Source organism: Halolactibacillus sp. JCM 19043 (genome assembly GCF_001310395.1).
Lineage (GTDB): Bacteria > Bacillota > Bacilli > Bacillales > Amphibacillaceae > Halolactibacillus > Halolactibacillus miurensis.
On sequence record NZ_BAXD01000005.1, the window covers coordinates 14,382 to 32,049 of the forward strand.

Consider the following 17,668-nt stretch of genomic DNA (forward strand, 5'->3'; position numbering starts at 1 on the left):
TGTTGTAAGCGAGCGAAAATTTAACTCTGTTTCTAAGGATTCAGGGCAGAAGGAGTGTAAGAGACATGAGAAAAGGCATTCACCCAGAATACCGTAAAGTTGTATTTCTTGATACAAGCTCTGACTACAAGTTCTTAACAGGATCAACAAAGTACTCAGAAGAGACTATTGAGTGGGAAGATGGTAACACTTACCCATTAATCCGTGTTGAGATTAGTTCAGATTCTCACCCATTCTACACAGGCAAGCAAAAAGCTGACAAAGCTGGTGGCCGTGTGGATCGCTTCAAGAAAAAATATAACCTTAACTAATCAAGCGTCGTGTGCGCTAAAGAAGAGCCATCCTTTTTGGATGGCTTCTCTTAACTTAAAGGTAACGTATAAACAGGCAGATCACTTTTGCCTGTTTTTATTTTGTTGTTAACGTTCATTTTCATTAGAATGAGATCATACAACCAATAATAAAAACTAACATAATTAATGAAGATCAAGAGATACAAAGATAATCAACACGACTTTAGGAGGCAACCGGTATGTATATTATGAAACAAAGTGGTTGGGTAGAACTTATTTGTGGCAGTATGTTCTCAGGGAAATCAGAGGAACTCATCCGCCGGATTAAACGGGCAACGTATGGTAATTTAACGGTGCGTGTGTTTAAACCCGCGATTGATAATCGATACCATGAGGAGTCTGTCGTTTCCCATAATGGTAACTCTATTCTTGCCCGTCCTGTTGAGAAAGCAACCGATATTTTAGATCATATTACGGATGATATTGATGTGATTGGGATTGATGAAATTCAATTCTTTGATGAGGCGATTGTATCGATTGTCGACCAACTGGCCAATCTGGGTCACCGCGTCATTGTCGCAGGTCTTGATACGGATTTCCGTGGCGAGCCGTTTGGCGTCATGCCAGAACTCATGGCGATGAGTGAAATGGTCACGAAACTAAATGCGATCTGTCCGCAGTGTGGGTCACCTGCCTCACGAACCCAACGCCTAATTAACGATGCGCCTGCGTCATATGATGACCCGATTATTTTAGTCGGTGCGAGTGAATCATATGAACCACGGTGTCGCCATTGTCACGTCGTGCCAAACAAACCCGTTGAACATAAAATCATTCGGGAAGAAACAAAAACGAAGTAATATGTGTTGCTAACGCGTGCTGTCTAACTAAACTTAGTCATTTAAAAAACATCATAAAAACACCGCTAAATCAAGAAGACCGAACCCTTCATGTAGCGGTGTTTTTTATATCGTGACGTGATGGTGGTATTTTTTAGTCGTTGATAATGCGAATAAGGTCATAATGAAAGAATCGTCTATTTCTTTTTTTGTCATCTCCATAAATGAAGGATAATTCAATGAGTTGATTGAGACTTTTTCGGATGGTTACTGGTGCTAATTGTGTCTCCTTTTCTATTTGATGAACTGTTGTGATCGGATACTTAAATAGAGCACCCCAGACTTTTTCTGTAGAGGGTTGTCTTATTTTTTTTAATCCTTCTTCAAATAATCGTTCTGCTTGTTCAAGTTTATTAATTTGTCGGTTAGCCATTCGAATAGTTGCATCAAGAAAAAAAGTGATCCAACTATGCCAATCCGGCTTAGGTATATTTATCGCTCGAATCCCGTTTAACATACTATAGTATTTGAATTTTTCTTTTTCAAGTGCTTCACTTAGGAAAAAGATGGCGAATCGATGATGTTTGATTGCAGCATATAAAGGACGATGAGAATTCTACCTAATCGACCATTCCCGTCTAAAAGATGAATAGATTCAAATTGTGCATGAATGATAGCTGCTTTAATTAAAGGATGAAGATTGTCTTTGTCTTCATCCATGTATGGATGACCATTAATGTATCGTTCTAAATTGGCCATATATTCACTCATTAATTGTGGTTCAGGCGGAACGTATGAGGCGTCTTTTATTTCATTTGTAGGTCCGATAAAGTTCTGGATCGTCCGATATTCCCCTCTAGCACTTGTAGAACCACGACCGTCATTCATTAAGGTGTTATGCATATCACGAATTAAACGCTCTGATAAAGGGTAGCCTGCCTGAATCGTTTCTATTCCGATGGTTAATGCTCTTTGATAATTTCTTACTTCTATCTTTTCCCAATCTTCTTTTTGATCGATCTCATCTTCAAGCATCTCACTAAAAGTGACTTGTGTTCCTTCGATTCTCGTAGATTGAACAGATTCCTGCAGTGTCATCAGTTGCAGAAATGATTCACTGACTAATGAATAACGCATTTTTTGTTTTAGCTTTTCCAACATTGATGAAGCTTCAACGACTTTCTTATAAAAACTAAGTTCAGATTCTGCGTCAAATGTGATGGGAAGAAGGGGTAACGCATATGGCTTTTTCATTTTAACACCTCATTTAGATTATAATATATTTATATTATAATCTAAATGTAGAAAAAGTAAACATTAACGATATATATATCTAATAAAATATCGTTAATGATTAGGTGCTGACGCCAATATCTGAAACCTTCAACAGACAATATACCTGAACAAATAATGTGTGGACGTTGAAGATTTTTAGAAGTGATTTAAAAGTGACGAAATGATTCTGTTTTTGTGTTTGAAATAATGACTTTAACAACCATGAACGCCATGATGATTATTGGAAAAGACGTTCTTCCGCTAAAGCTTTTACCTAGCAAATAGTATCAATTTAATTTAAACTTGAATAATCAGATGAATGAATTTTTTATGGGCTCGTTTAAAAAGTATAAGTAAAGGATGTTAGCTGAATGAAAAGCGGGTGCCATCTTTTGTTTGGTTCTGACTAGTTGGGCATCAGTCTTATGACACCGTAAGGTCATTTGCTTTTCATTGAGGGCTTTATGAAAAAATCTGAGGATGAAAAAATCACCCGTCATGTATGGTTGAAACAGGACACTGACAGTAGACAGTACAGACGGTGATAGAAAAAATGTTAAAGAAGAAAGGACATCGACATAACATGACCAAACAACCACAACAGTTAATTCAAGCCGTTCAAGAAAATGATTTAGACAAGGTGAAAGAGATACTTGCAAGTAAGGACTATGACATCCATGCACAAAATGAGCGCGGAGAGAGCGCGTTACTGATTGCCACACATCACAACCAAATAGACATCGCAAAACAATTAATCTTAGCGGGTGCCGATGTTAATCAACAAGACCACATCAAAGACAGTGCTTATTTATACGCCGCAGCACAAGGCAAGACTGAGATTTTAGCATTCATCATCGAAAATAGCCAACCTGATCAACACGTTTACAATCGCTATGGTGGGAATACGCTTATCCCAGCAGCTGAAAAAGGACATTTAGCTAACGTGCGTTTACTCTTAGCGGATGGCGCAGTTGATATTGATCATCAAAATAATTTCGGTTACACGGCTCTAATTGAAGCGGTCGCTTTAAGAGACGGCTCTAAGCTGTATCAGGACATCGTTAAAGTACTATTAAGCTATAACGCCGATCGCACGTTAAGAGATCATGAAAGTAAAACAGCCGCGGACTATGCGAAAGAACTGGGTTATCAAGAATTACTAGCCATGCTAAAAGAATAATATTATGAGAGATTACCATAAGGAATTAAGAGGATAAGTGCCTGTCGCTTAGCTAAAGGCTAAATTGAAAAGGTTAATAATGAAATCTAAGGAGGTGTTTTCAGTGACAAGAAAAACGTATACGGGAAAAACAATCACGTCATCAGGACTTATTCACATGCAGTGGATGCGGGGGACTACGTGTTTTTCTCTGGTCAAACAGCCTACAATGCAAAAGATTATAACGGGGAAACATGTGATATCACCACGCAAACGAAGAGATGTTTTGCGCACTTAGAAGACGTTATGGAAGAAGCGGGTGTTAGTTTTGATGATGTCATTAAAGTTAATGTCTATCTAACGGGGATGACACACTTCAATGATATGAATAACGTTTATCAAACGTACTTTCATACACCTTTTCCAGCAAGAACGTGTGTGGCGGTGTATGAACTACCACTAGGTGCCGATGTTGAGATTGAATGTGTCGTTAAACGACCGTAAATAGAAGGGTAGCCCATCTCTTGGGACAGACACATGTCTAAGGGGAGGGGCTAACTTTTTACTCTGCCAACTAATAATAGAAGTAATCAACCTTATGATCATCATGAATGACATGAATGTTTTTGAAAACGACGCTATCTAAAAAGCTAAATAATGATTCAATGGCGTAATTATAAATGATTCCATAATTAAAGCGACAATAGCCACTTTCGCTTCAAACATCCCATCCTCTCTTTTTTTTAACAAAATAGTCTTCTACAAAAATAGTCCACACCATTGGTATAATCCGCAAACTAATCATAGATTACTAAATTCCCCAAGTAAATGGGGGATTAAAAGTGAAATGAATTCAACGCCACTTAATTAACGACCCTGTGATCTGTTTGAAGTGAGGTTAATACCTGAGAAAATCAGTGTAACTGAAAGTTGCTTTATCAGATTATCCCAGAAGTCGCTTTGATTAGAAGTCTTATCGCTTCGACTTTAATAGATTACGTGCGTTTAAATCTTAATTGTGATAAATATGCCACTCGGAGATGACCATTCGCTCAAAGCGAGATGCTCAAGTCTTTGTTGCATAGGCAATAGTGGAACATAATTAGCTGGATTCCCTATTGGAACAACTCGTTGGCTATAGCATTTAGAATTATATTCAAGCATCGTATAAGAATGTGACCAACTGGCTTTACTAAAAACCCCTCCACCATCACTAAATATTATACAACCATGTCATTAGTAGATAGAATGGGGGGCTCTACGTATTTGTTTTTCAGTACATTTTAGACGCACAGGGCAATTGACAGAAGTGGTAAGACATAAAGTAGGATCATAAAAGAAAAAAGGGTTTAAAAAGTTGTTGGCAAATAAAAAGATATCGTTTAATATTTTGGAATTCTTGAAGAACCATCCTACTTATACTGCTGATTCAGTAAAGTTGCTGCGAAGTATGAATAAAACCTCCATATCGCAATGGAATATAGTTGATTTTTCAATCGCTATATCACCGCGAAAAGGAGGCGAGCCGTTTTACTTTGGTAGAATGATATTGAATCATATATAGCTCATTCATATTGATTTTTTATTTCTCGTTGGATTGTACAGCTAATTTTACAATAAGTCTTTAAGTTTAATGTGTTAAGTACCTAGAACATTTTGCGAAGATAAATATCATACTATAAGTATACGTTTAATGATTTGAAGGTAATGAAATTATTTCGTTAATGATCTTTAGTGTTTCCTCTTTACTCATAGGTGTGTGTCCTTCTTCTTTATTCGAGTAAAGGTGAATTCTGATTTTTTGTTTAAAAAGAGTGGAATCTATTTGGGTTAATTCTTTTATAAAAGGTAATAGATGTTTATTTACATCGTGATTGCATGTAATGTTTTGTGCATAAAAAATTTCCGGAATATTGTTCTCTAGTTTAAATAGATAAATTAAATTGGATCTATGTTGATCTAATTTAGCATTTCTGGACTTATAAACGGCTTCCTTTAAATTCCCTCTAATTGTTTCATAATAATTGTCTATGAAAATCTGTGGATTATTGACTAGTGCTTTTGATTTTTTAATCATCGTAGAAAGTCCAATGCTTGTAAATCCACCTCCTGAACTACCGTAAAATAGAGTTTCAGATTGAGTTATTTCTAACTTATTTAATAATATTTTTAGTATCTCGGAAATAGTTTTGAGATAATGATGATTCTCGGTTCCATATCCCCATCCTAAATTTACTTTCTCTAGATAAAGTGTAGGATCATTATAATATATGGTTGTGCAATTGAACTCATCTTTCCAACTATAGCGATTGAAAATTGGAGGACTTAATTTTTGGGGGTTATAAGCACCAGAGCCGAAAATAATAGCTCTTTTATTGACAGGGTTAGGATTAATCAAAAATTCAAAAGGTATTTTGTTAACATCTACTGATAAAAAAAATGGTGAATCATGTAAAATCAGATCTTCTAATTGATTATAGTTTATTTTTACTTTATGATAATCATTAAACATAGTAACCTCCACGTTTGATTCTATTAGTTTATTTTTATCGATTTACAATATCAAATGATATTCTACTTTTATAATCTTGACACTACCCTAGTGAACCACCTTTCTAAAACATATAATAGTTATGCAATTTAATGTTTAAAATGTTTAACTTTTTATTTAATAAATTATATAGCGTCATTACCGACTTGAATTTGTATTTAATATGACATTTTATACTCCATTATTATGATATCATATCGTTGGTAAAGTTTAAATACAGTAAAATTATCGCATAAGTTTGTTTGAATATTATTTTAAAGTCCTGAATTGTAAAGTCAAATGCATAAACTGTTTTTAAAAGATATTCTAATATATTTAAAAAGTTGTACTTATAGTGTTTTAATCGATAGGGATTCTTGATTTTCATGCCATACTAACCACCGCCTTGTGGCGTGCTCTTGACGCTTCTGTTCATATAGTTTTCCCGGACAAGCATACTCCAGCGTATGTCTTGGCTTTTTGTTTAAAGCATATGTGCACTGTTTTAATCGTTTGTAAATCAAATATTGGATCGACATTCCTTTCGGTATGAACTCTCTATGCATGCCGTTATGACACTCATTCACGCCTTCTTTTCAAGAAGCGTAAGCATGTGCGTAAAACACGCCAATATGCTTATAAGTATCTTCTAATTTGCTTAGTGTTGCGAATTTAGATTCGTCATCTGTCGTAAACATTTTGAAATTTTGGGGCTCGTGTTCCTTGATAATCATAAGTATGGCTTACCGGATGTACACTGATGATTTGTTTCACAGCTTCTTGGTAACATAGTGCCGTGTTTGTCTTTCAAGTAACGTCAGAATAACAGATTGGCCTTTGGTCTTTTTACAGATGACCAAATCTAGTACCCAGTGTCCGAATTCTTCTCGCGTTAAAACAGCGGGATCGCGTTATTCGATACTGCGACCGAGCTTACGTTTTTTCGTTCTATGTGCATTGGTTGGCTGTTTAAGCCGAGGTCGTAAACTGGCTTTTCGAGGCAACTCAATGTTTCTAACATCGAGTTCACTCCTAGTATATCAGCCATTTCCTTTTGAGTGTATAGATCAGATCGATGCATGGCTTGAAGTTTGCCACGGTCGATATCTGGTAAGTGTTTAAATGTGCGTTTTATTGAGGTAGAATGATGTTGAGTCATGCTGAGCGCTCCTAACTTATTAACTTAGTCACTCATAAATATAGCGTATCTCCATGGCTGTTTTAATATCTAATGGGATTATTCATCTCATTTTACGACAGATTTAAATTGTTTTTAGGGCGAGGAGCGTAAAAAACGAAAAAGTTGTTGACAAACAAAAACACATCGTTTAATATAGTACCTGTAACCGATTACATATTTTTTAACTTAAATGAGTAACCGATTACACATGAGGGAGATGTTGTTTTTGGCCACAATCAAAGAAGTCGCAAAACTTGCAGGAGTGTCAGTCGCCACTGTCTCTCGTGTACTGAATAATCAAGGGTATGTCCATCTAGATACACGTGAAAAAGTTGAAAAGGCGATAAAGCAATTGAATTATACACCTAATGCGGTAGCGCGTAGCTTGTTTAAAAAAGCTTCTAATACGATCGCCCTCATTATACCTGACATTGCGAATCCATACTTTCCGCAATTAGTGAAATGGATTGAAAAAGAATTAACAGAAGCGGGTTATGATTTATTACTATTTAACAGCAACAATGATGTCGATAAAGAATTACGATTAATTTACTTGCTAGAAGCGAAGTACATTGATGGCTTATTGCTTGTATCGAATCATTTAACGAAAGAAGACGTAAAAAAAGTAACGCTTCCGATTGTCGCACTCGATCAATTTCTTGATGAAGACATTCCATCGGTGACCGTTAATAATTATCAAGGAGCCAAAGAAGCGGTGCAGCATTTAATTGATTCAGGGTGTCAGTCCATTGGCCATATCGTTGGTCCGCATGACAGTTATACATCCAAGCACCGATTAAGAGGTTATCTTGATGTGATGAAAGAACAAAATAAAACCCCTCGTATTGTTGAAGGGGAGTATGATTTAACAACCGCGATGGAACAAACAGCACTTTTATTAGAAAAGTATCCAGACATTGATGGCATTTTCGCGGGGAATGATGTGATGGGGATTGGGGCGATTAAAGTCATTCAGTCACTCGGTCTAAGCGTACCAGATGATATCGCTGTCATCGGGTTTGATGGTATTGACTGGGGCACAGTGATTACACCGGAACTGTCGACAATGGCTCAACCGATTCAATCACTCGCACAAGCTGCAACCCAACTCGTGTTAGATTTGATTCAGAAAAAAGAACAGCAAAAACACTATCAATTTCAAGCCACATATAAAAATAGACAATCAACCAAGTGAAGGGAAGGGATTTACACGTGATTACAGTAGTAGGAAGTTTAAATATTGATTTTATTACGATGGCGGATCGCTATCCTAAGTTAGGCGAAACGATTATTGGAGAAAGCTTTAGTCAAGCCTATGGAGGTAAAGGTGCTAATCAAGCGGTGGCAGCGGCTAAATTAAGCAGCAAAGTCAACTTGATTGGCGCGGTAGGACAAGATACGTTTGGTGATGAGTACTTAGCTTACTTAGAGAAACAAGCCGTCTCTACGAACAATGTGGAACGGGTTACACATCACACAGGAACCGCCTCAATCACTATCGCAGAAGAGGATAATGCGATTATCGTCACACCTGGGGCAAACTATAGTTTAACACCCGCTGATATTGACCGTCACCAAGACATTATTAAACAGAGTACGCTCGTACTGATCCAGTTAGAAGTGAAAAACGATACAGTCGAACGGGCACTCGAAATTGCCTATGAAGCAGGTGTTCCGGTCATTTTAAATCCAGCACCGTACCGAACGATTCCGAATCATTGGTGGCCGATGGTGACGTACTTCACACCAAATGAACATGAACTGGCACTCATGTTGAAAGAAACAACGTTAGATGATGAGAAACGCCAAAAAATTATTACCACCCGTGGTGATAAAGGGGTTACTTTTTACGATGAAGGTGAGGAAGTCGCGATTTTGCCGCCAAAAATACACGTCGTTGATACGACCGGTGCGGGTGATACGTTCAATGGTGCGTTGGCACACTTCTTAGCTCAAGATGTTCCACTGAAAGAAGCCTTAAAAATGGCGGTGTATGCGGCTAGTATGGCGACAACGAAGTTAGGGGCTCAAAGCGCGATGCCTCATTTAACAGAATTACAAGCAATGGTAGACGAAAGCTATGTTAACTGACTGCTTTCGTGTGACAACGCATACACTGACACCTGACATATATATTGAGCTAAGAAATAAAGTCGCTTTCAAGCCGTATGCTTATGAAGATGTGGTCATAGCCTTGCGGCATACGTTATTTTCCATCGTCATTTTTGATGGAGATAAGCCCGTGGCGATTGGCCGCGTCGTAGGAGATGGCCGGATTGTTTTCTTTATTAAAGATGTCGTGATCGACCCAGACTATCAACGTCAATCACTCGGTAAGATGATTATGAACGAGATTGACGGCTATATTGACATGGTCGGTTGTGACGGGGCATATATCGCTTGATGGCGACACCAGGTACAGAGGGATTTTATGAACACTTAGGCTTTATCCAAAGACCGAATGACGGCTTAGGTGCCGGTATGGTGAAGTTTTTACACAAATGATGTGTTTAACATAAATAACAAAAAAACTAGGAGGAATTATAATGACAAAACGACCAATTATTATTGACACAGACCCAGGGATTGATGATGCGGTTGCCCTTGCGATTGCTTTATTTAGTGAAAAATTAGATGTGAAGCTTTTGACAACGGTTGCTGGGAATGTCGGATTAGATAATGTGACAGATAATTTATTAAAGATTCTTGATTACGTTGAGAAAGATATCCCTGTCGCAATGGGAGCAGAGGAGCCGTTATTAAAAGAAATGAGTGACGCAAGCTCGGTCCACGGACTAAGCGGTATGGAAGGATTTGAATTTGATCCCCCGTCAAAACGTTCCTTACTCGATGAGCATGCGATTACCGCAATGAGACGCGTGATTCTCGCAAGCGACGAACCAGTCACTCTTGTACCAATTGGACCACTCACAAATATTGCTTTACTGTTAAAAGTCTATCCAGAAGTCAAACAGAATATTAAAGACATCGTCTTAATGGGTGGGTCAGTCACACGAGGAAACAAAGGTGTGATGGCAGAATTTAATATTTATTTCGACCCAGATGCGGCGAAGATCGTCTTTATGAGTGGATTACCGATTGTCATGGCGGGTCTGATGTTGGAATGAAAGCGCTTGTTTTACCTGAAGATAGTGAAAAGATTAAAGATTTAAATAAAACCGGCACAATGATTTATCACCTGTTTAAATATTACCGCGGGGGGAGTATGCAGACGGGATTAAAAATGTACGATAGCTGTGCGATTGCTTACCTATTAAAGCCTGAGTTATTTACCACCGTCGATACTTTTGTAGATGTGGAAACAAAAGGCGCGTTAACTGAAGGATGTACGGTCGTTGATTTGAAAGGTTACCTCGGAAAAGAACCGAATGCGACTGTTTGTACAGATATTGATGGTGAAGCTTTTAGACAATGGTTTGTTGATTCAATTAAAACGTGTATATAATCTAACAAATAGAATGGAGTGTTTATTATGACAGATATCATTATGTACCTTTCGGCAATTCTTTCCGTTGCTTTAGTTATTTATATGCTAGCGAAGAAGATGGATATTAAGATTACCTTGTTCTTTATGGGGATTTTACTGATGATGATTGCGATGCTTTTAGGTAACGATATTGTAGGTATTGAAGAAGGCACAGGCTTTAAATGGATTGATCCCATTTTAGCTGTCGTTGATTCATTTAAATCAACGCTTACACGTGCAGGCTTTATTATTTTAATGTTAGGTGGTTATGCGGCTTACATGTCACACATTAAAGCCAATGACGTGACAGTCAGTGTCCTAACGAAGCCGTTAAAGAAAATTAATAACGTTTACATTTTAGTCCCGATTGTGTTCCTGATTGGTAACTTATTATCACTCGTTATTCCGAGTGCGTCTAACTTAGCCATTATTTTACTTGCGACATTGTACCCGATTTTACGCGCAGCGAAAATGCCAGTCTTAACGATTGGGGCATTAATCGCGACAGCGGCGACCATTATTCCGACACCGTTAGGTGGCGATAATGTGGCGGTTGCGAATGAACTCGCGACGTACGCAAACTTTAGTGGCTTAACAGTTACAGAATATGTATTAAAATATCATGCGATTGTCTCTATTCCAACGTTGATTCTGATTGCGGTCGTGCATTACTTCTGGCAAAAACATTCTGATAAGAAAGACGGTCGTCAATTAAACCAGACAGAGGATGTCGAGATTAAAGAAGTTGAAGCGATTGAAGGTGGCAAACTGTATAAAACCGTTTACGGCTTGCTTCCAGTCTTACCGATTATTTTACTAATCACGGTCTTTATGCTTGATGTATTAGCGGGAATTCAAGTCGCGCTGAGTGTTGAGATTGCGACGATTCTGTCATTAATTGTGGCGATTCTTTGCGAAATGGTACGCGTACGTAAAATGAAGCCCGTCCTAGACAGTACGGAAACATTCTTTAAAGGTATGGGCGGGGCGATGCCGATTGTGGCTTTACTTGTCGCGGCTTCTGTCTTTGTTCGCGGGTTACAATCCATTGGTCTGATTGATGCCCTACAAACGGCGATGCTTGGTGCAGATGCCTCAAGTCAAGGCTTTATCTTACCACTGATTCTTGTCGCTTTAACGGCCCTTATTGTTATTATTAGTGGCAGTGGTGTGGCGCTGTTTTATGCGATGGTCCCACTGATGGTGCCACTGGCTGACGCGGCGGGTATTAATCCGATTGCGATTACTGTTCCTATGGGACTAGCCGGAAACCTATTACGTGCGGTTTCTCCTGTTGCGGCGGTTATTATGATTATTTCAGGCTCATTAAAAGTCACGCCACTGGCGATTGTTAAAAGAACAGCTGTGCCAATGTTAAGTGGTGTCGTGTTCATGTTTATCCTATCCATGCTCTTCTTCTTATAAAAAGAGGCTAGTTAAAATGGCTTTAAGTGATTGATTGTCACTTAAAGTCATTTTCTGTTTGTGAAGGATAGACGGAGGCAATCACAAAAAGGAGTGTTCAAAAAAGTGATGCAATATCTTCAACAGACGGAAACGAAAGCACAACACCTTTTGACTGAGAGGAGATCCTGTTATATAATAAAGGGTAGGCTAAATAACGGACATAAATATAAATGAGGTGAATCACCGTGTTAGATAAATTACAAGCATTAGAAGCACGTTATGAAAAGTTAAATGAATTATTAAGTGATCCGGATGTGATCTCAGACACAAACAAACTACGTGAGTATTCAAAGGAACAATCCGATCTTTCTGATATTGTCGCCACTTACCGTGAATACCGTGATGTAAGTGAACAATTAGCGGGTGCAAAAGAGATGTTAGACGGGGAAAAAGACCCGGATATGCGTGAGATGGTGCAGATGGAAATTGACGAACTATCACCACAAATTCCTGAGTATGAAGAAAAGTTAAAAGTTTTGATGTTGCCAAAAGATCCGAACGATGATAAAAACGTTATTATGGAAATCCGCGGGGCAGCGGGTGGTGATGAAGCGGCCTTATTTGCGGGTGACCTATTTAGAATGTATACCCGCTTTGCCGAAGCACAAGGCTGGAAAGTCGATGTGATGGAAAGTAGCGTCACTGGTGTCGGTGGCTATAAAGAAGTCATTATGATGATTAACGGTCGCGGGGCGTATTCAAAACTAAAGTTTGAAAACGGGGCTCACCGGGTACAACGTGTACCTGAGACCGAATCTGGTGGCCGGATTCATACGTCAACCGCCACTGTTGTCGCACTCCCAGAAGCAGAAGAAGTCGAAGTCGATATTCACGATAAGGATATTCGTGTGGACACGTTCACCTCAAGTGGACCAGGGGGACAAAGTGTTAATACAACGATGTCAGCGGTTCGTTTAACGCACGAACCAACCGGGATTGTTGTGTCGATGCAAGATGAAAAATCACAAATTAAGAATAAAGAAAAAGCGATGAAGATTTTACGTGCCCGTGTGTATGATAAGTTCCAACAAGAAGCACAGGCGGAGTTTGACTCGAATCGTAAATCAGCGGTAGGAACAGGGGACCGTTCCGAACGGATTAGAACGTATAACTTCCCACAAAACCGTGTGACCGATCACCGCATTGGTCTGACGATCCAAAAACTTGATCAAATTCTTCAAGGTAAGCTGGATGAGTTTGTGGATGCGCTCATTATGGAAGAACAGACAAGTAAGATGGACCAGCTAGGTGAGTAAGATGAGACCGACTATTCAAGAAGCCCTCAACTGGGCTTCTCTTTTTTTGAAACAGCATAACCGAGAAGAAAAAGTGGCGGAGTTATTACTGATTCATGTGCTCGGACTGTCGCGATTAGACTTTTTAATGCAGCTACAAGAACAGATACGACCGGATGTGTATGACACGTTTAAACAGATGGTGACGCGTCACGCAACAACAGGCATCCCCCTACAACATTTAACTGGGGAAGAACAGTTTTACGACCGGACATTTAAAGTGACAAAGGATACGCTCATTCCGCGTCAAGAGACAGAAGAGTTGATGTATTATTTACTAAAAGATTTAAATAAACGCCCGCATTTAACGGATGTTGTTGATGTCGGGACGGGTACGGGTGTCTTAGCGATTACGTTAAAGTTAGAACAACCACACCTCAACGTGTATGCAGTGGATATATCTGACGCAGCACTTCGTGTCGCAAAAGATAATGCGAACACAATAGGCGCTCTAGTGACGATGCAGTCCAGTGACTTTTTGTCTCACTTTATTGAAACAGATCAACATGTCGATGTGATTGTCTCTAATCCCCCGTATATTCCCTACAGTGATTTGGATTCACTCAGTGATACGGTGAAAAATTTTGATCCACATTTGGCGCTTTTTAGTGAAGAAGATGGGTTATACAGTTACCGCACAATTATCGCCGGGGCCACACACGTATTAAGACCTCACGGTCTGATGGCGTTTGAGATTGGCCACAATCAAAAAGAAGCGGTCACTGCGCTTATCAAGCGTGCTTTTCCAGACGCAACAGTGGAAACAAAACAAGATATGTTTGGTAGAGACCGGATGGTCTTTATGTATCAAGATGTTTAAATCCATCTTTCCTTGGTCATACTGCGACTAATAGAAACTGTCCGTCAGTATGAAAGGAACGATTTGTGATGAAACGAAAACACGTCAGTCATGTCAAATATCGTCGCTACTTCAAACGAAAAAGAGTTGTCGATCTTGTTCTCATGTCGGTAGCTTTAGGGCTTATCCTCATACAACTGATGATGCCTGAAAAACAACAGGCCTTAGGTTATGATGTTGATATTCCAGAAGAAGCGATTCGGCTAAGAATTTTAGCCCATAGTGATGACGCTGTCGACCAAGACATGAAGCGCCAAGTGAGAGATGACGTCTCCCGTTACGTCGCTGGTATGATGACAGACATCACGTCAATTGAGGAAGCAAGAGACGCCGTCACAAAAGCCTTACCAGAGATTGAACAAGTCGTTGGCGCCTCTTTAAATGAAGCGGATTATCCCCATGCGGCAACGGTGACTTATGGGAAGAACATTGTTTTTCCAACAAAGGTGTATGATACCCGTGTTTATCCACAAGGGGAATATGAAGCCGTACTCGTGACCATTGGTGACGGTGAAGGTAAAAACTGGTGGTGTGTCTTATTCCCTTCTCTTTGTTTTGTGGATTTTAATGGCGATGTGACACTAGACAGAGTCATACCGAACCTAAAGATGATCAAATAAAAAGATCTTCTGACAACAGAGAAACAGAAGACGAGATAAATGAAGCTTCATCTGAGGAAGATGAAAGTGAAACAAAGCCTGAAGCAAAGTTTTGGTTAGTGGAACAAATCAGTAAGCTTATCCACGCGTTCGGTGGATAACGATGTGGATAACCGGCTAGTTTACCCACATTCACACTAGAATTCGTGGATAAGTCTGTGTATAATCAAAAGAAGAAATGAAAACACCCACTTGTGGATAAGTGGATAAGATTTCAAATAGCTTGTGAAACATAAATATAACCGTTGTCCACATTCTGTGGATAACCTGTGGGGAAGTTGTGAATTTTTTAAAGTGAGGTGTCAATATGACAACATCATTTTTACTATGGAATGATGAGAATATACAAAAAGCGAGTGAGTGGCTAAAGCAAGGAGAGGTTGTTGCTTTTCCAACCGAAACCGTTTATGGTCTAGGGGCTGATGCGACCAATGAAGCGGCAATCGGAAAAATATTCAAGGCAAAAGGCCGACCAAGTGATAATCCGTTGATTGTCCATTTAAGTGATGTTGAACAGATGTCACGTTATGTGACGGAGATTACGCCGATAGCGAAACAATTAATTGAGGCGTTTATGCCTGGACCACTCACGGTTATTTTAAAAAGCAATGGAAAAATCGCGAAAAATGTCACGGCTGGTCTAGATACGGTGGGCTTAAGAATACCGGATCACTTAGCGGCGCGTGAGCTTATTAAAGCGTGTGATTTACCGATCGCCGCACCAAGTGCTAACCTTTCAGGTAAACCATCACCAACGAGTGCCGTGCATGTGTATCAAGATCTAAAAGACAAAATAATGGCCATTCTAGACGGTGGGCCAACGGGTGTTGGTGTCGAATCAACCGTCGTTGATTGTACCGGTGATCATGCGGTCATCCTTAGACCCGGTGGAATCACGAAACAAGACATTGAACACGTACTACAGGCACCAGTGGAAGATGCGACCATACTTGAAACAAAAGACAAGCCAAAGTCACCTGGGATGAAATATACGCACTATGAACCAGAAGTGCCGATGATTCTGATTGACGGGGATGATGATTATTTTAGAACGCAAATCAACCAGTATCAATCAGAAGGAAAAAAGGTTGGTTTATTAGTCAGTGAAGAACTCGCAAGGCGATCTCAAGCCGATACGGTGATGACGGTCGGTACGAGAGAAGATATTGCGACCGTCGCCAATCAACTCTACCATGCGCTCCGTTCTTTTAAAAAGACTGATGTTGATGTCATCTTAGCGGAAACATTTAATGAAGATGGCGTCGGTCAAGCGGTGATGAATCGAATGAGAAAAGCAGCCACGTATATTGATATTGAAGACAAGTCGAAATAGAAAATGAATATAAACCGTTCGTAATCACTAGCGTGAAAGAAACACTTCTTAATAGGAAGCGGTAAATGCCGTTCCTTTAAGAAGTGTTTTTTCTTTCTGTTCTTTGAGAATGCCCTCTAAGAAACGTTAATACAAAACTATATAAAGGATGAGCATATACCAATCAAGACACCAACCATGATGTTAACCAAGCTGCCCTCAAGCTATCACCTAAGTCATCCCTCAAGCTAAAGTAGATGCTGGGAATTAGATAATGGAGTCAATGCGAAGCACCTCAATGACAAATTTTATTTTGAGGGTGATCAACGTGTGAGTTTAAGGGATAAAATTTTTAGGGTAGCAATTTCAAATTTACTGATTCATAGAGAATTTTCAAATCCATTTCCAGTAACCAACCAAGATACCAACCAAGATAATAACGAAATTAACAAACTATTGGAATTCTGCAAGACCCTAGAACGAGGGGAGAAATGCAACAGTTTATGAGTCTTAATAATAGAGGCTATTTTAGAACGAAAATACTTAACCCTTTAATTAAAGGAGGACTTCTTAAAATGACGCTTCCTGATAAGCCGACAAGTAGAAATCAGCAATATTACTCTGACAGGTAATGGGATAACTCCTCACAATAGGGTAAGCCTTTTTTTGCTTCGTATAAGCTAGCTTGTGGCAAATATCTGTTTTTAGTGTTGTTTAATAATTGAGCCAAGCATAGACTAAACCATCCAAGATACAAGGGGTGGTTTTTGTCTATGCATTTTTTGTTGGATTTATTGTTAGCGATTGCGGTCTCTGTTGACTGTTTGACCATTGCGTTTACGTTATCAACGTTATCTAGGAAACGAAAGCAGCTATTTATGTTGTTAGTGAGCGGGTGTCATTTTCTATTTCCTTATGTAGGGTTACTTGTCATAGGTATGTACCCTGAGAGACTCTTTCAATTCATTGATGTGATGAGTGGGACAATCTTTTTTAGTCTCGGCTTATATAATCTGTTTAACGGTTTTAGTGACGAGGAACCAACCTTTGTGGCGCGCTCCGTGATTCTGTTAGCGTTGATGGTCAGTCTTGATAGTTTATTTATTGGGCTTGTCGTATATGAGCGGACCTTGCGACTTGCTTTATTGTTTAGTGTGATGAGTTTAGGCTTTTGTATGATTGGTTTTTACATAGGAAAGCAAGTCGAAAAAATCATGGGACCGTTTTTTCATGTGTTACGTGGCATGATTTTTATTGGCTTTGGTACGGTAGTCCTCTTCTTCTAATCTGTTCACCTCTTTATACTTAGCGGG

18 protein-coding genes and 1 pseudogene are annotated in these 17,668 nt (G+C 39.2%); 15 read left to right on the forward strand and 4 right to left on the reverse strand.

Going from position 1 to position 17,668, the window contains the following annotated elements; genetic code table 11:
- The first annotated feature begins 65 nt into the window (after positions 1-65).
- Both JCM19043_RS04370 and JCM19043_RS04375 read left to right on the forward strand, forming a co-directional pair.
- Positions 66-311 (forward strand): type B 50S ribosomal protein L31, encoded by a 246-nt coding sequence (locus JCM19043_RS04370; RefSeq protein WP_062320327.1) that lies wholly within the window; start codon positions 66-68, stop codon positions 309-311.
- 221 nt (positions 312-532) lie between these two features.
- Positions 533-1,153 (forward strand): thymidine kinase, encoded by a 621-nt coding sequence (locus tag JCM19043_RS04375; protein ID WP_062320328.1) that lies wholly within the window; start codon positions 533-535, stop codon positions 1,151-1,153.
- A gap of 133 nt (positions 1,154-1,286) precedes the next feature.
- Here the strand turns inward: JCM19043_RS04375 and JCM19043_RS04380 are convergent, their stop codons facing one another.
- Positions 1,287-1,649, reverse strand: coding sequence for a hypothetical protein (locus JCM19043_RS04380; protein ID WP_062320330.1), 363 nt, complete (start codon positions 1,647-1,649; stop codon positions 1,287-1,289).
- Positions 1,650-1,687: 38 nt separating this feature from the next.
- On the reverse strand, positions 1,688-2,386 hold the full coding sequence (locus JCM19043_RS04385) for a Fic family protein (protein WP_062320332.1): 699 nt from the start codon (positions 2,384-2,386) through the stop codon (positions 1,688-1,690).
- Between the two features lie 604 nt (positions 2,387-2,990).
- Here JCM19043_RS04385 and JCM19043_RS04390 point away from each other — a divergent pair.
- Together JCM19043_RS04390 and JCM19043_RS04395 are read left to right on the forward strand one after the other, a co-directional pair.
- Complete coding sequence (locus JCM19043_RS04390) at positions 2,991-3,587, forward strand: ankyrin repeat domain-containing protein (RefSeq protein ID WP_062320516.1); 597 nt, start codon at positions 2,991-2,993, stop codon at positions 3,585-3,587.
- A gap of 162 nt (positions 3,588-3,749) precedes the next feature.
- Positions 3,750-4,070, forward strand: coding sequence for a RidA family protein (locus JCM19043_RS04395; protein ID WP_197274736.1), 321 nt, complete (start codon positions 3,750-3,752; stop codon positions 4,068-4,070).
- Between the two features lie 1,186 nt (positions 4,071-5,256).
- On the opposite strand, the gene JCM19043_RS04400 is transcribed toward JCM19043_RS04395, so the two are convergent.
- Entirely contained in the window at positions 5,257-6,078 is an 822-nt protein-coding gene (locus JCM19043_RS04400) for a hypothetical protein (protein ID WP_062320337.1), read from the reverse strand.
- Between the two features lie 910 nt (positions 6,079-6,988).
- The gene (locus JCM19043_RS04405) at positions 6,989-7,255 is read right to left on the reverse strand and encodes a hypothetical protein (RefSeq protein ID WP_062320339.1); all 267 of its coding nucleotides are present in this window, start codon (positions 7,253-7,255) and stop codon (positions 6,989-6,991) included.
- A 247-nt stretch (positions 7,256-7,502) separates the two neighbouring features.
- On the opposite strand from JCM19043_RS04405, the gene JCM19043_RS04410 reads away from it, so the two are divergent.
- From JCM19043_RS04410 to JCM19043_RS04455, 11 genes and pseudogenes are all read left to right on the forward strand, one after another.
- Complete coding sequence (locus JCM19043_RS04410) at positions 7,503-8,471, forward strand: LacI family DNA-binding transcriptional regulator (RefSeq protein WP_062320341.1); 969 nt, start codon at positions 7,503-7,505, stop codon at positions 8,469-8,471.
- Between the two features lie 17 nt (positions 8,472-8,488).
- Complete coding sequence (rbsK, locus tag JCM19043_RS04415; protein WP_082394410.1) at positions 8,489-9,367, forward strand: ribokinase; 879 nt, start codon at positions 8,489-8,491, stop codon at positions 9,365-9,367.
- A 10-nt stretch (positions 9,368-9,377) separates the two neighbouring features.
- A complete protein-coding gene (locus tag JCM19043_RS04420; RefSeq protein ID WP_231631395.1) occupies positions 9,378-9,680 on the forward strand; it encodes a GNAT family N-acetyltransferase in 303 nt (100 codons plus the stop codon).
- 142 nt (positions 9,681-9,822) lie between these two features.
- Positions 9,823-10,742: pseudogene (gene rihC, locus JCM19043_RS04425) on the forward strand (ribonucleoside hydrolase RihC).
- A gap of 27 nt (positions 10,743-10,769) precedes the next feature.
- Positions 10,770-12,188: a C4-dicarboxylate transporter DcuC gene (gene dcuC, locus JCM19043_RS04430; protein ID WP_062320343.1), complete on the forward strand. Its 1,419-nt coding sequence runs from the start codon at positions 10,770-10,772 to the stop codon at positions 12,186-12,188.
- A 227-nt stretch (positions 12,189-12,415) separates the two neighbouring features.
- Positions 12,416-13,486, forward strand: coding sequence for a peptide chain release factor 1 (gene prfA, locus JCM19043_RS04435; RefSeq protein ID WP_062320345.1), 1,071 nt, complete (start codon positions 12,416-12,418; stop codon positions 13,484-13,486).
- Between the two features lies 1 nt (position 13,487).
- Positions 13,488-14,345, forward strand: coding sequence for a peptide chain release factor N(5)-glutamine methyltransferase (gene prmC, locus JCM19043_RS04440; RefSeq protein ID WP_062320348.1), 858 nt, complete (start codon positions 13,488-13,490; stop codon positions 14,343-14,345).
- Positions 14,346-14,413: 68 nt separating this feature from the next.
- On the forward strand, positions 14,414-15,004 hold the full coding sequence (gene spoIIR, locus JCM19043_RS04445; RefSeq protein ID WP_082394411.1) for a stage II sporulation protein R: 591 nt from the start codon (positions 14,414-14,416) through the stop codon (positions 15,002-15,004).
- Positions 15,005-15,350: 346 nt separating this feature from the next.
- Complete coding sequence (locus JCM19043_RS04450; RefSeq protein WP_062320350.1) at positions 15,351-16,376, forward strand: L-threonylcarbamoyladenylate synthase; 1,026 nt, start codon at positions 15,351-15,353, stop codon at positions 16,374-16,376.
- Positions 16,377-16,858: 482 nt separating this feature from the next.
- Complete coding sequence (locus JCM19043_RS18630; RefSeq protein WP_369813762.1) at positions 16,859-16,987, forward strand: Fic family protein; 129 nt, start codon at positions 16,859-16,861, stop codon at positions 16,985-16,987.
- Between the two features lie 141 nt (positions 16,988-17,128).
- A complete protein-coding gene (locus JCM19043_RS04455; RefSeq protein ID WP_062320352.1) occupies positions 17,129-17,641 on the forward strand; it encodes a manganese efflux pump in 513 nt (170 codons plus the stop codon).
- The last annotated feature ends 27 nt before the right edge of the window (positions 17,642-17,668 follow it).

What these genes read in the sequence shown, in the direction of transcription:
- JCM19043_RS04390 (WP_062320516.1), top strand. Translation starts at nt 2,991, where the DNA reads ATGACCAAACAACCACAACAGTTAATTCAAGCCGTTCAAGAAAATGAT.
- JCM19043_RS04380 (WP_062320330.1), bottom strand. Translation starts at nt 1,649, where the DNA reads ATGTTAAACGGGATTCGAGCGATAAATATACCTAAGCCGGATTGGCAT.
- JCM19043_RS04450 (WP_062320350.1), top strand. Translation starts at nt 15,351, where the DNA reads ATGACAACATCATTTTTACTATGGAATGATGAGAATATACAAAAAGCG.
- spoIIR (WP_082394411.1), top strand. Translation starts at nt 14,414, where the DNA reads ATGAAACGAAAACACGTCAGTCATGTCAAATATCGTCGCTACTTCAAA.
- JCM19043_RS04375 (WP_062320328.1), top strand. Translation starts at nt 533, where the DNA reads ATGTATATTATGAAACAAAGTGGTTGGGTAGAACTTATTTGTGGCAGT.
- prmC (WP_062320348.1), top strand. Translation starts at nt 13,488, where the DNA reads ATGAGACCGACTATTCAAGAAGCCCTCAACTGGGCTTCTCTTTTTTTG.
- JCM19043_RS04370 (WP_062320327.1), top strand. Translation starts at nt 66, where the DNA reads ATGAGAAAAGGCATTCACCCAGAATACCGTAAAGTTGTATTTCTTGAT.
- JCM19043_RS04455 (WP_062320352.1), top strand. Translation starts at nt 17,129, where the DNA reads ATGCATTTTTTGTTGGATTTATTGTTAGCGATTGCGGTCTCTGTTGAC.
- dcuC (WP_062320343.1), top strand. Translation starts at nt 10,770, where the DNA reads ATGACAGATATCATTATGTACCTTTCGGCAATTCTTTCCGTTGCTTTA.
- JCM19043_RS04400 (WP_062320337.1), bottom strand. Translation starts at nt 6,078, where the DNA reads ATGTTTAATGATTATCATAAAGTAAAAATAAACTATAATCAATTAGAA.
- JCM19043_RS18630 (WP_369813762.1), top strand. Translation starts at nt 16,859, where the DNA reads ATGAGTCTTAATAATAGAGGCTATTTTAGAACGAAAATACTTAACCCT.
- JCM19043_RS04385 (WP_062320332.1), bottom strand. Translation starts at nt 2,386, where the DNA reads ATGAAAAAGCCATATGCGTTACCCCTTCTTCCCATCACATTTGACGCA.
- JCM19043_RS04405 (WP_062320339.1), bottom strand. Translation starts at nt 7,255, where the DNA reads ATGACTCAACATCATTCTACCTCAATAAAACGCACATTTAAACACTTA.